This window comes from Pantoea sp. alder81, from assembly GCF_020179835.1.
In the GTDB taxonomy this organism is placed as follows: Bacteria; Pseudomonadota; Gammaproteobacteria; order Enterobacterales; family Enterobacteriaceae; genus Pantoea.
On record NZ_JAIUDA010000003.1, the window covers coordinates 243,251 to 256,375 of the forward strand.

The 13,125-nt window shown below is 51.6% G+C and carries 14 protein-coding genes and 1 tRNA gene; 2 read left to right on the plus strand and 13 right to left on the minus strand.

Going from position 1 to position 13,125, the window contains the following annotated elements:
* Positions 1–7: 7 nt before the first annotated feature.
* The 4 genes from LBW88_RS10645 to LBW88_RS10660 form a co-directional block, all read right to left on the minus strand.
* Positions 8–502 (minus strand): RcnB family protein, encoded by a 495-nt coding sequence (locus tag LBW88_RS10645; protein WP_224932380.1) that lies wholly within the window; start codon positions 500–502, stop codon positions 8–10.
* 158 nt (positions 503–660) lie between these two features.
* On the minus strand, positions 661–1,839 hold the full coding sequence (locus LBW88_RS10650) for a serine hydrolase domain-containing protein (RefSeq protein ID WP_224932552.1): 1,179 nt from the start codon (positions 1,837–1,839) through the stop codon (positions 661–663).
* A gap of 147 nt (positions 1,840–1,986) precedes the next feature.
* Positions 1,987–2,769: a MetQ/NlpA family ABC transporter substrate-binding protein gene (locus tag LBW88_RS10655; protein ID WP_224932379.1), complete on the minus strand. Its 783-nt coding sequence runs from the start codon at positions 2,767–2,769 to the stop codon at positions 1,987–1,989.
* An 18-nt stretch (positions 2,770–2,787) separates the two neighbouring features.
* On the minus strand, positions 2,788–3,804 hold the full coding sequence (locus tag LBW88_RS10660; RefSeq protein ID WP_224932378.1) for an isopenicillin N synthase family dioxygenase: 1,017 nt from the start codon (positions 3,802–3,804) through the stop codon (positions 2,788–2,790).
* A gap of 208 nt (positions 3,805–4,012) precedes the next feature.
* Here LBW88_RS10660 and LBW88_RS10665 point away from each other — a divergent pair, with 208 nt between their 5' ends.
* Complete coding sequence (locus LBW88_RS10665; protein WP_224932377.1) at positions 4,013–4,690, plus strand: YecA family protein; 678 nt, start codon at positions 4,013–4,015, stop codon at positions 4,688–4,690.
* 43 nt (positions 4,691–4,733) lie between these two features.
* Here the strand turns inward: LBW88_RS10665 and LBW88_RS10670 are convergent, their stop codons facing one another.
* From LBW88_RS10670 to LBW88_RS10705, 8 genes are all read right to left on the minus strand, one after another.
* Positions 4,734–5,783 (minus strand): DUF1176 domain-containing protein, encoded by a 1,050-nt coding sequence (locus LBW88_RS10670; RefSeq protein WP_224932376.1) that lies wholly within the window; start codon positions 5,781–5,783, stop codon positions 4,734–4,736.
* Between the two features lie 245 nt (positions 5,784–6,028).
* On the minus strand, positions 6,029–6,358 hold the full coding sequence (locus tag LBW88_RS10675; protein WP_224932375.1) for a DUF1493 family protein: 330 nt from the start codon (positions 6,356–6,358) through the stop codon (positions 6,029–6,031).
* A gap of 294 nt (positions 6,359–6,652) precedes the next feature.
* A complete protein-coding gene (flhC, locus tag LBW88_RS10680; RefSeq protein ID WP_224932374.1) occupies positions 6,653–7,231 on the minus strand; it encodes a flagellar transcriptional regulator FlhC in 579 nt (192 codons plus the stop codon).
* Positions 7,232–7,240: 9 nt separating this feature from the next.
* Complete coding sequence (gene flhD, locus LBW88_RS10685) at positions 7,241–7,582, minus strand: flagellar transcriptional regulator FlhD (protein ID WP_224932373.1); 342 nt, start codon at positions 7,580–7,582, stop codon at positions 7,241–7,243.
* A 311-nt stretch (positions 7,583–7,893) separates the two neighbouring features.
* Positions 7,894–8,622, minus strand: coding sequence for an RNA polymerase sigma factor FliA (gene fliA / locus LBW88_RS10690; RefSeq protein WP_224932372.1), 729 nt, complete (start codon positions 8,620–8,622; stop codon positions 7,894–7,896).
* A 203-nt stretch (positions 8,623–8,825) separates the two neighbouring features.
* Complete coding sequence (locus LBW88_RS10695; protein WP_224932371.1) at positions 8,826–9,350, minus strand: hypothetical protein; 525 nt, start codon at positions 9,348–9,350, stop codon at positions 8,826–8,828.
* On the minus strand, positions 9,316–10,080 hold the full coding sequence (locus LBW88_RS10700) for a winged helix-turn-helix domain-containing protein (RefSeq protein ID WP_224932370.1): 765 nt from the start codon (positions 10,078–10,080) through the stop codon (positions 9,316–9,318). The genes LBW88_RS10695 and LBW88_RS10700 overlap by 35 nt, the downstream gene beginning before the upstream one ends.
* A gap of 454 nt (positions 10,081–10,534) precedes the next feature.
* Positions 10,535–10,619: transfer RNA gene (locus tag LBW88_RS10705), tRNA-Leu, on the minus strand.
* Positions 10,620–10,885: 266 nt separating this feature from the next.
* On the opposite strand from LBW88_RS10705, the gene LBW88_RS10710 reads away from it, so the two are divergent.
* A complete protein-coding gene (locus LBW88_RS10710) occupies positions 10,886–11,401 on the plus strand; it encodes a DUF2501 domain-containing protein (RefSeq protein ID WP_224932369.1) in 516 nt (171 codons plus the stop codon).
* A gap of 214 nt (positions 11,402–11,615) precedes the next feature.
* Here LBW88_RS10710 and LBW88_RS10715 read toward each other — a convergent pair whose 3' ends face one another.
* A complete protein-coding gene (locus LBW88_RS10715; protein ID WP_224932368.1) occupies positions 11,616–12,992 on the minus strand; it encodes a PLP-dependent aminotransferase family protein in 1,377 nt (458 codons plus the stop codon).
* Positions 12,993–13,125: the final 133 nt, after the last annotated feature.

A 13,125-nucleotide genomic window follows, 5' to 3' on the forward strand; every position in this document is an offset into this window, starting at 1 on the left:
CAAAGGACTAACCTTTAAAGAAGATATCGCCTGATTTACCCATCACGATCTTGCCGCTGTCATCGGTGATCAGGATGTAGTTGGCGTTGATATACGCCCAGTGCGTGCCAGGCTGCGGTGCCGGCAGATGGCGCGGCTGCCACTCAACGATGGTGTACTGCTTTTTGCGGTACTCATCCGGCACCACATCACCGACCTTGTACTCTTTGTAGTCGATGATAATGGTGTTCAGGTCGTAGTTATTCTTTCCTACGGGTGCATCCTGCATGCCATTTTGTGATGGACGAATCGGTGCCACATCACCGGAAGATTCGGCCGGTTCATTGCTGGCAGGTGCATCTGCTGCAGGTGCCTGAGTTTGTGCATCAGGCGCAACCTGCTGCACCTGAGGTGGCGGTGGTACGTTATCCGTTTGCTCGCCTGCAGCCAGTGCGGCTGGAGTCAGGCTTAAAGCGCCCAGAAAAATTCCTGCAGAAAGAAGGGTGACATGTGTCCTGCGCATTGGTGATTTCCACTCTGGTTAATTATTAACTGTCCAATTTACTGACAAGTGCAGCACGCAGAAGGTTCCCCCGGCGCGCTTTGCGCGTCAAATTCGCTGCACAGCATACCTCAGCGAAGGCGTTTTTTGGCGCAGCAAAATTGCAAGCAACCATTTTTTTACTCAGCCTGGTTTTTCTGCGCCAGATCCATCAGCAGGGCAATCCCGAGATAGTTACTCCAGTTAAAGGCATTCTGCAGCACCACAATGGCATTACCATTTTGCTTATCAAATCCGATAAAGCTGGAATAACCGCCAATGTAACCCACCTGGTAAGTGATTTTCTGATCACCATAGGTGTCTGTTACCCAGGCAATATTCTGCGACTGATTGCCATGTTTCTCGTAACCGTGATTGACCTGCGCAAAAGCCGCATTGATAGACGTATTGGCACCCTCATGCAGGTGCGCATCCAGATAGCGGATGAGATCGCGCGCATTGCTGTAGAGACTGGCGGCCGCCACCATGTTATTGCTGAATGCCCAATCCGGCGTCAGCTCACCTCGCGGAATCAGTTTCGGCTGATCGCCTGCATGCCCCAGGGCGCGCCAGGGGTAACCGCGCAGGGTCTGCGGTTTGAAGCTGCTGCTGGTCATACCCAGCGGCTGGAAAAGATTACGTTGCGCCAGGATTTCGATGTCCTGATGCAAACGATGTTTGAGGATATAGCCGAGCAGCGCATAGCCCAGATTAGAATACTGTGCCGCCGGTTTGGCTGGCGCGTCAAAATCAGACAGATAACCCAGCACCGCATCACTGTCCAGATTGCCGTAAAAATTCTCACCGCTGCGTAGATAAGCCATAAATTTCATAAACATCGGCAGATCCATATCCTGGCGCGGCAAGCCAGACGTGTGAGTCACTAACTGCAGCAGCGTGATACGTTTCGCATCCTCACTGAGTGGCACATTCGCGGGGAGTAGCGTCGCCAGCGTATCATTCCAGTGCAACTCACCGCGATCCACCAGCTCAATAATCACTTCCGCCGTCATGCCTTTACTGAGAGAACCAAGCGCAAACAGCGTATCCGGCGTAATCGGATAACGGTGCACCGCATCGGTCACGCCAAAACTGTAAAACTTTGCAGGCTGACGCTGATGGATAATCGCAATGCTGATGCCTGACACCTGCTTCTGCTGCATGTAATGCCGCACGATGTCATCGACGTTTTCATTGAAAGTCGCATGGGAGAGATAGACTTTATCGCCGACCGGCGCAGAAGTTTGTGACAGCGTGCCACAGGCGCTCAATAGCAAACTGGAGCACAACAGCAGCGATCGCGGAATGATGCAGCGCATCACCGATTATTCCTGGTGAAAGTTTTCATAACAATTGATTTATAAGATATTTTTTATTTTTAGCAAAACGTGCGATGGGTGTTTGTGGCGAAATATAACACAGAAGATGAGAATCGCCACCTGCCAGAAACAGGTGGCGAGGCGGGATTATGGGTTCACCGGAATTACCGAACCCTGATAGTGCTGGTTGATAAATTCAGCAGTTTGCTTTGACTCCAGATCTTTGGCTAATTCGAGAACACGTGGATCATGGGCCAGTTTTGGCGTCGTCACCAGCACGTTCGCGTACGGATTATCTTTTGCCTGCTCCAGCGCCAGCGCATCTTTCGATGGCACTAACCCCGCCTGTAACGCGTAGTTGCCGTTAATGATCGCCAGTTGCGCATCATCCAGTGCACGCGGCAGCTGTGGTGCTTCGATTTCAATGATTTTCAGATGATGCGGGTTGTCACTGATATCTGCCGTCGTCACCAGCGAACTGGCGTTGCTGCCTTTGAGCTTAATCAGACTGCTATCCTGCAGCAGATACAGCGCACGGCTGAGGTTGGTGACATTATTAGGAACCGCGACCTGCGCGCCATCAGGCAGATCTTTCAGGGATTTAACTTTATGCGAGTAAATGCCCAACGGCTCAATATGCACCGTCGCCACCACTGCAAATTTCTCTCCCAACGCTTTTTCCTGATCGCGCAAATAAGGCACATGCTGGAAGTAGTTTGCATCCACATCGCCGCGCGCTAACAATTCATTGGCGTTGAGATTGCCGTTGAGCTCAATCACCTTCAGGTCGAGCTTTTTATCGGTTTGTTTGATGTGGTTGAGGATTTCACTGTGCGGCACCGGATCGGCCGCCACGCGCAATGCGGCTGCCGAAGCAGAGGTACTGAATACTGAGAGCAGTACCAGCGTGGCTATCACCTTTTTAGTCATGTGCTTTCCTTACTTTTATTATGATTGAACGGTGTTCTGGGCGTCGGCGTAGTAACGCGCTGCCACGTCGCGATGCGATCGCAAACGCCCTTTGAGATAGTTCCAGCCCACTTCACGCAGCAAGGGGTTGGTGGGATCGCTGGTCGGCCCACGCGCTTCAGCCGCCAGCTGCGGCGGTAATTGATAAAGTGGTACTTCGGCATCCAGCTGGGCACCGAGGAAAAAGGCGATGGAAACACGCTCCTTTTGTGCAGGCGGTGACAGCACGCGATGTACCGTGGCACGCAGATAACCATTGGTCGCAATCTCCAGTAATTCGCCGATGTTCACCACAAAGGCGCCCGGTTTCGGCAATGCATCCACCCAGTTGCCCGGCGTCACTTCGACCTGTAAGCCGGGCTGCTCATCCTGTAGCAGAAACGTCAGGAAGCCAGAGTCTTTATGCGCGCCAACGCCCTGCTGGCTGGCATCGCTGGACTGACCGGGATAACGGATCAGTTTCACATGTTCATTGGGATGCGTGCCGTACAGTGCATCAAATGCATCTGGCGGCAGCGACAACGATTTGGCAAACGCACGCAGCAGGCGCAGTGCAATACCGGTCATCGCCTGCTGCCAGGCGTGGATCACCGGCCTGAGTTGCGGCAGCGCCTCTGGCCATAGATTTGGCCCCTGCAGACGCTTCCATGCGGGATCGCCCGTTTGTAACGCTAACGCCACACGTTCAGCGCCAATATCAAACTGCTCACGCTGGTCGCGTTGCTCGCGGGTATATTCCACGCCAGCCCGGTTGTAGCCGCGGAAGTGCGGCGAGTGGATCATCGAAACGCGCTGCTTCTCCTCATCCGGCAGGGAAAAAAACGCCTGCGTGATGCTTTGTACGTTCTGCAGCAGCTGAGGATTGATGCCATGATTGATCAGGTAGAAAAAACCGACATCGCGTGCCGTGGAGCGCAGTTCGGCGAGATAAGGCGACTGGTCAGCATCCGGGAGTTCCAGCAATGCCAAATCCAGCACCGGCAATATTTCCGCCATACAATTTTGTCCTTAATGCAGTAAAGTTCTGCGTTTACGCTGCCACTGGCGTTCCATTCCAGCCAATACTGTTGCGCAATATGTTATGGCGAATGATTTTTAGGAATGCTTCAGCAATCGATATGCAAAAAGCGGTAAATCCGTGCCGCTTCCCGCTATAATCGCGCCGTCAAAATTTTGCCTACCCGCACCGCACAGGAGATGCCGTATGAACCAAGGCCCGTTAACCGAGAAAGAACTGAACTGGCTGGAAGATATGCTGGAGAAATACGGCAATGAACAGTCGGTGGTGGATACCTCCGAGCTGGACGGCATGCTGACGGCACTGCTCTCCGGCCCGAACGATATCGAACCGAGTGAGTGGCTGGTGGCGCTGTGGGGTGACAAAAAGCACATTCCAAAATGGGCCAACGAGCGTGAAATGGATCGCTTTATGGCGCTGATTTTCCAGCACTTCAATGATATTGCTGAGCGTCTGGCTGAATTTCCGGAGCAGTTTGATCCTCTGTTTGGCATGCAGGAGATGGAAGGTCAGGAGTTCACTGTGGTGGAAGACTGGTGTTATGGCTATCTGCGCGGCGTGGCGTTAGATGCGGATTGGGATCAGCTGCCAGAAAGCCTGCAACCGGCGATGGCCGCCATCACGCTGCACGGCAGTGAAGCGCAGCTGGCAAAGCGTGAAGCCTTCTCGCCAGAGGAGTTTGAGGCCAGCATTGACGCCATTCGCCCGGCGGCGCTGGAGTTGCATGAATACTGGCAGGAACAGCGCATGGCACAGCCCGATCCGGAACCCCAACTGCCACACTTCGCGGGTGAGAAAACCGGCCGTAACGATCCCTGCCCGTGTGGTAGTGGTAAGAAGTACAAACAGTGTTGCGGTAAATAACGCGAAATAATGAGAGGGGCGCGCCAGAGTACGCCCCGTCATCTCAGGATGCAGGCTTTATATCCGTGACCAGCGTCGGCAATTGCCATGCACCGCCAGCGCGAATCGCACGACACATGCCGGTGGTAGCATCACTGCTCTGCACGAAATCCTTGCCATCCCATACCCAGGCCGCCGTACTCCAGCAGTCGCCAATGCCGCGCCCTTTCTGTGCCTCGGAAATCATGCCTTCGCTGTAATCTGAACCGGAATCGGTGATCAGCTGCGGTTTACCCTGTAGCGCACGATCCATTAGCCAATAGCCATAGCCTTCGTTATAGGCCCCGCGCCAGCACAGCGCGGCAATCAGCACATGCGCGTCATCCACTGGCGTTAACGTGAGCGGCTCAGCGCCCTCTTCGGGTTGATCATCGGTAGGATCCAGATTATCGCAGCTGTCGTCATCGGTCAGTGAAGCAATCAGCTTCGGCTTGAGCAGCGCCAGTTCATCCGCACTCAACGGACGCGGCGCGGCTTTCTCGACTTTAACCTGCTGAATCACCGGCATTGCGACCGCCGCAGGCACACTGTTTTCAGGCTTATTGCCCTTGCGCACCAGCGCGCCAGGCGTACTCAGACGACCTTGCGCATCGTCCATCTTCAGCAGCGTGGCAAAGGCGCCATTACTGGAAAGCTCGAACGGCTCTTCGCCGCCGCGAAACTCCACTTTGCCACTGCCTTTGATGGCATTAATCAGCGCCAGCGTTTGCGCATCGGTCAGCGTCCACTCATCGTTCTCGGCTTTGGTGACCTCGCCCTGCGCGTGATCATCAATCCACAGCGCCAGTGCATCCACTTGCTTAGAATCATCATCGCCAGTATCAGCCAGCACCACGCGTCCATGGGTTGGCGCATTGGGCCCGCCCTCTCGCGTGAGCAGGACTGAACCACCAGCGCCCTCTTCAGCGCTATAACCCGCCGCGCGGCAGGTTAAGGTATTGTCGCAGGCGAGTTCCCAGTCTTTATGGCTGAAGGAGACGCCATCTTCATCTGCCAGCAATGGCGCGCTCAAACTGGTGAGCAGTGCGAACGCCAGCAGCAATCGGGTTTTCATGCCATCACTCCATAACGGTAAAGGTGGCTAGTGTGATGATTTTTAGGGCGCGGGAGAAGTGAATTTTTTGCGCTGATATCCGATCGACAGCGATGCCACAATTTGCTGGCGGACACGGCACCGATTGTCTTTCGTCAGCAGAATAGCGGCGACTATACAATCCTCCGCATTAACACTGAAAGATTCGTTAGCGGAAGGAGAAAGTGGTTTTACCGTGCATGTGAAGTGATCGCGCGGCGTTGGCATTACTCATAAAGCCAACGCCCTGCTTTGGCAGATTCAATCAGCATACCCAGGGTAAAGTCCGGCACAACTGGGACTTCTCGCTTATTGAAGGGATTCAGGATCTGCGCCAGTGATGGTTCGTCCGGATAGTAGGTATCAATCAAAAATCCGCTGCGTTCTACCGCGAATTCATTGAAAAACTCGTCCATTAACGCCTGCGCTTCTTCACGCTCGAAGTTAAGATCGGTATCGATATCGATCTGTGGCGTCAGCGTTTTTTGTTTAAACAGATAGACGCCGTCGTAGCGACGTACTAATTCGTAGATACGCTGGTCGATTTCGTCGGTCATTACCTACCCTCCTGCTAAACGAGCGGCTATTCTGCCATGCAATCGCATCTGCCAGGTAGCGTAAAAGATTGCGCGGTGCCGCTACGCTACCTACTCCGCCAATGTTCAGCAGTTTGATAGATTGAAACAGCACGGTCATTTGGCTGTTCGCCAACATAAATTCGCAAAATACAGTATATATAACAACTATATATCCAAAAACACCTAACACGATTGCTTCATGTATTATTGATAGCCCGCGCCAAACTGACCGCGGGTGTATGACTTTCTTGTCACCATAATAGGACTGGCGCCTCAGGCAATGACCGGCATAAAAGCGGCGGCGGCCTGAATATGCCGTTGATTAACGTGGTCAACCTGAGATTTTTTACTGGCGCGTGCGGGTGGGCTGCACAAACTGCAGGTAAAGGGTTTTTTGATGTTCTCGGTGATGACCACATATCCTCCATGGCAGATCCGGCACGCTTTACGGGAAATAATGCCGCACTCAACAAAGCGAATTAATGTCCAGGCGCGCGTCAGACTTAATTTAGGCTTCACATGACTCTGGCCGCAACACTGTTCCAGATAGAGCCGATAGGTTTTCATCAATACGTTAATCGGCGGGCTATTTTCCGTCGCTTTCAAATACAGATAAATGTTGTAAAACATCGACGAGTGAATATTCTGCTCCCACGACATAAACCAATCTTCGGAAAAGGGCAGCATGCCTTTTGGCGGCGGACATCCTCGTAACTCCTTATACAAACGTAATAATCTTCGTCGACTCAGGGATGTCTCAGACTCTAGAACTTGCATACGTGCACCAAGAGAAATCAACTCTATGGCGATATGATTGTCATGCACTTCCTGCAATAAATTTCTTTGATACATCTCGCCACCTTAATCCACAGCCACAGGCTCTTTATTGAGTGAATTAAGTAAATCCGTCGACAAGATAATGCCTGTGTGAATTTTCTGTAGTGCCTCAATCCTCGAATCTTTCGTGAGATTCTCAATCAAGACTTCATCATCTATGCGCAAGCGGCAAATGAATTGATTGGTCGAGGCCAGTTTCAACAATTGGGGTAACGTCAGAGCCTTGAGATTCTCGGTAGTAGCCTCCGATAAGCCAAGGCGAAAACCTGCCGCAAACTTATCCTGTCGAATTAATTGTTGCGCCAGCAAAAGGTAAGATAAATTCATATCGTGGATATGCTGAAGATACTCATCAAAGTCAGACATTGATAACACCTTATTTTATCGTGCAAAGCAGAAGTTATTAAGAAATGAATATCCATTCCCCATGTGATGCTGATAATCGTGAGGTCATAGAGTGAACGTCTATGTTACCATCGAGCATCTTAACAACCGACGATTGAGCCGCATCCAGCAATGGAAAAATGATATCCATCAGAATTTCCCGTAACAATACGCCAGAAAAACCTCGAATCAGGAACCAACCATAACCCAATGATTATTAAAAACAATAATGTTATTAATTCTTATTAATTATCAATATTGTCCTTTAACAGCTTGACAGGTGCTTCATCACTTCATATTGCTCCATCATAATCCATTCGACTGCGCAAACGTTTTATTGCCAGACTGTGAAGCTGACTCACTCGTGTCTCCGTAATGTCAAGAATCAGGGCAATTTCGCGCATATTGAGATCATAGTGATAATAAAAATACAAGATGCGCCTCTCCCGATCAGGAATATAGCGTATGTAGTCAGCAATACGCTCCATCAAATCCCCCTGAATTGAGTGATGCAGGGGATTTAGCAAGGTATGTTCTTCATCAACCTGTTCCCACAGATCGGCATAATGCTCTTGCAATTCATCCATCGAATACAGTTGGCTGTAATTATTATCTGCCAGCATCTGCTGAAAATCCCGCAGTGATACGCCCATTCGATTGGCAATATCCCTTTCACTTGCACTCGCGCCCTGCTCCTGTTCCATTATTTGGATAACAGCAGATATTTCACGAGAATGGGTTCTGACGCGACGCGGCACCCAATCACGTTCTCGTAGTTCATCGATCAACGCCCAGCGCACGCGTTGTGTAATCCAGGCACTGAGCGTGAAGCCTTTCTTCGCATCATAACTGTCAACAGCAGCAATAAATCCGATTGACCCTGCCTGAATGAGATCATCGAACTCTACGCTAGCCGGTAATCTTTTTTGCAGGCGTAATACCTCCTGCCGCACCAGATAATGGTATGTTAGCCATAATTCGTTTTTATCATTCAGACCGGATGCGGTATATAATCCATCCATATTGCCACCCATCTGATAGTTTTGTTATTGATTATCAACTGAGCGTTATGATTTATATAGCGCAATAAGGTTTTAGGATCTGTGCTATTTGAACTCTTTAATTAGCTAATGAGTGATGCGTTAAAATGATTCTCAGTGCGTATTTTCTTTTGCCGTTTGCCCATCCAGAACAGTTGTTAACAGCACTGCGCTAAACAACATGGCTATCTGATGCAGACATTACGCGCCACGCTCTCTGTGCCAGAGGCCAGCACGCGGCCATTAAACAGATAGAGGGCAATCACACTCACATCGCCTGCCTGCCAATGCGGGAAGACATACTTTTGTATGTCCTCATCGCGGCTTTTATCACCCAGGCCACGGCTGTGTTGTGTGACGGTGATTTTAAGCAGGTTGTGGTTAAACTCGCCGTTAAACCACACCGCACGATGAATCGGGATGACTGGCGCAATCAGCTGACCGTCTCTAAAACGAGAAAGCGTGCCGAGATAGCTGAGATGGCCCTGGCTGAAGCCATCGCGATAGCTGCGGTATATTCCCTGCGTCAGCACCCATTCACGCTCACTTTTGATGTCATAAAATGCCAGCGGAAACAGGCACTGGGACTGCTGTGTGGTGACGGTCAGCCAGCGACCGATTACGGCAGCAAACGCCAGCACAAAGCAGCCGATAAACAGCCAGAGCTGCGGGGATTTAATTGACGCGAAAATAGAACGACTCGCACGCATTGTTCGCTTCCTCAAAGGGTTGTTGGCACGCAATTACACCCTGATGCTGCGGATTGTTGGCTGAATTGAGAGTGACATACAGCACGCTGGCCGCAGGTTTATCCGGGTTCGTCTCCAGTACATAACGGCGATAAGTGCGCAGCGTGGCTTCGATTAAGGCGTGCTGAGTTTGATGTCCTTTCGGCACCCAGACGCTGCTGCCAACAGGGATGGCCGGGCCTTGCCAGCTGACAAAATCAATTGGTTTTGGCGTAAGAAGAAAAAAGTGTTGTACCAGCAAAGCCACCAGATACCCGGCGGTGATTCCCGCGATGGTGATGCCTGATGCGCGCCGCCACTCCAACGTGCCACGAACAGGTGACGAAAGGGGCATCGGCAGTGGGACGGGGTGTTCGACAACATGCGGCGTATTAATGATTAAGCGATAACCACTCCGTGAGACGGCCAGCAAGCTAACCTGTTGATCCAGCTCCAGCGACAGCAATGCGCGGCGCAGTTTGTTAATCATCACGCGCACGCTGTTATCAGTGGCGGCATAACCGGCACAGCGCCAGCCAATCTCCATCAGTTGTTCATGCGTTAGCACTTCGCCTTGCGCTTCCGCCAGTGCATACAGGCAGCGCGCAGCACTGGCGGGTAGCGTCACGGACATATCATCCAGCGTACGGTTCAGGATGCGCGTACGTCGATCTAATCTGGCCGCCTGACCAAGCAAGATTGTATGGGGCATAGAGATGTCGTCTATCGATTGGGGTAAGAGCGGGTCGGTTGTTAATGTTATGTTTGCGCTAACCGATCCCATTTTTTGCGGCTAAAGAGTGCCAGATTTTCAGCGCAATCCCGCGTTTATTTTTCCGAAAATCACCCAAAACCCACTTAATCATTAAGGTTATTTATTTGATCTATCCCGTGTGAGCTACAGGGTTATTTTTTATCGATAATTAACAAGGCCAATGAGCGATTCACGTTAGTTGTTCAGGTAATAATGATTAGTATTTTTCATCGGTAGGCGGCACGATTGTGCCAGCGGTGACAGTGTTGAGTCATCAGAGGACCGTGGGGTATTGAGTGCGGTGAGGATTATGTTTTTGAAATGGATATTGCTATTGATTATGAAGGGGTTATAGCTAAATTTCAGGCACAAAAAAAGCCGCTCGTAAGCGACTTAATTTTGCATCAATCGATGGTGCCGAAGGTCGGACTCGAACCGACATGTATCTCTACGGTTGATTTTGAATCAACTGCGTCTACCGATTTCGCCACTTCGGCACTGAAGAGGATGCGGAAAACGTTGGCGATTATACCGTTACGCGCAGAGTGCGCAACACTAATCGACAAGGCTGTGCGCTAAGCGTTGAAAAAACCAGCACTTCGCCGCTTATCAGGCGTAAACCCGGCAGCGCGAGTGCCTTTCAGGCGCTTTCTTGTGCAGATTCCAGAACATTCCCAAACTCCCACCACTTCGGAACTTTCTGTGCTTACGCCTCTCTTAACCAAAACTGACAGCGTCAGATGTATAAAACAAAGAGGTTGAGATGAACAAAGCAACACAACGCATCATTTTGGGATTGGGTATCGCGGCGGCACTGACAGCAGGAAGTGCATCGGCGGCGAGCTGGCAGGATCAGCTGAGTAGCGCGGCATCACAGCTGTCTCAGCAAAACAGCGGCTCTACCACCACCAGCAACACGCAGAACGGCGGTCTGTCGCTCTCTTCGCTGAGCGGTTTACTGAATGGCGGTGACAAAGCGGTCAGCTCCAACAGCATGACCAACGCCGCAGGCGTGATGTCTTACTGCGTGCAGCATAACGTGGTGGATAACAACGTCTCATCGGTCAAGGATCAGGTACTGAGCAAGCTCGGTCTGAGCAGCCCTGCCGCGCAAGAGCAGAAAACCGATTACCAGCAGGGTCTGCAAGGTTTGCTGAACACCGGCAACGGCCAGCAGCTGAATCTGCAGAGCCTGAGCAATTCGCCGATGGGTGAGAAAGTGAAGACTAAAGCCTGTGACGTGGTGCTGAAGCAGGGCAAGAAGTATATCGGCATGTAATCCTCGCCCTATTTCGGGTAGCAGGGGCGTTGGCGGCTTTCTTTCCCCCGCATCGAAGCACATCGGGTGTCTCTCGATCGCCGCCGTTCTGCAACCGGCATGATGATGGGTGAAGTGACCATGAATAAGGCGCGAGCTGTCCCTCGCGTCTTATTTACTTTTGATGGGGAGTGCAATAAATTGCGCCGCTACGACCCATCAACCCATTAGCCAATTAATTCATCAACACTTTAGTTTCTTCAACCACCCTCTCCAGCACACCCACCGCCTGCTCAAACGATTGAATATTGGTGTAGCCAATCACCAGCCCGTAGCGTTTCTGGGTTTGCGTATACCAGCCAGAAAGCGGTAACACCCGCAGCTGATGACGCTGCCAGATCTCCGCCAGCGCCACATCCTGAATACCCCGCCGCAGGAACGCGACGATGTGCATGCCGCCGTCAGTGAGTTCAAACTCAAACAGCTGCGGGAAACAGTGTTGTAGCGCATCCAGCATCATGCGGCGGCGCTGCTGATACAGAATGCGCATCTTCTTAATATGGCGATAGAAATGCCCTTCACTCAGGAACTGCGCGAGGATCTTCTGCGGTAACAACGGCATACCGGTTTCGAGGATTTCGCCCAGCTCGCTGAAGCGTTCGATGGTCTGTTGCGGCATCACCAGATAGCCCACGCGCATCGCAGGCATCATGGTTTTACTGAAGGTGCCGGTGTAGATTACCCGATCGTGCACATCCAGGCTTTTCAGGGCGGGAATCACTTTGCGCGTGTAGTGAAACTCGCCGTCGTAATCGTCCTCAATAATCCAGCTGCTATTTTGCTGTGCCCACTCCAGTAACTGATGCTTACGAGGCAGCGATAGCGTCACCGCCAGCGGGCTCTGATGCGTTGGCGTCACTACCGCAAAGCGTGCGTCTGAGTGATAACGCTGCAGGAAATCCACGTCGAGACCTTCACGATCCACCGGCACATAGTGCAGATTCGGTGCGATGCGCTTCAGCAGTTTCTGACCAAAGAAATAACCCGGATCTTCAAACAATACTTTGTCGTGAGGATGGGCCAGTACTGAAAGGATCAACCGCAGGTTGGCGCGATAACCGGTGGTGATAAAAATCTGCTCCGGTTGGCAGTTCAGCCCGCGCGAAATATTGAGGTAGCTGGCAATCGCCTCACGCAGTGGCTGGTAGCCCATAATAGCGGGCATGATCATTTCATCAGGCCGCAGCGTGCGCGCCGCCTTGCCTGAGATCAGCAGCCATTTCTTATGCGGAAATTCATCCAGCGCGGGAATGCCCAGTCGCAGCTCGCCTTTGCTTTCAATCACCGGATGTTCCAGCCGCGTGGAAGGTGGCGGAGTGGAGATAACAGCAGCTTCACCAAGATTAAGCGCAGGGTTCACGCGCGTACCCTTCGCTCCCTGGCTGACAAAGTACCCTTCACCGATCAGGATCTCGTAGGCCGCCTCCACAGTTTTGCGCGCCACCTGCAGTTCACTGGCTAACACGCGGATCGCGGGCACCCGATCGCCCGGCTTTAAGCGCCCTTCCAGGATCTGCTGGCGATAGCGAGCGTAAATTTCTTTGTAGCCCATCTGTCTTCCTTCATCACGATGAGGTGTACATGAATTTGCCCCCACAAAGTGAGAGCACCACTCAGCAACATAATCATGTCCTACCTGTTTTCCATCATATTGACCCTTTTCCCTTCGACATAGAAGTTTAAGA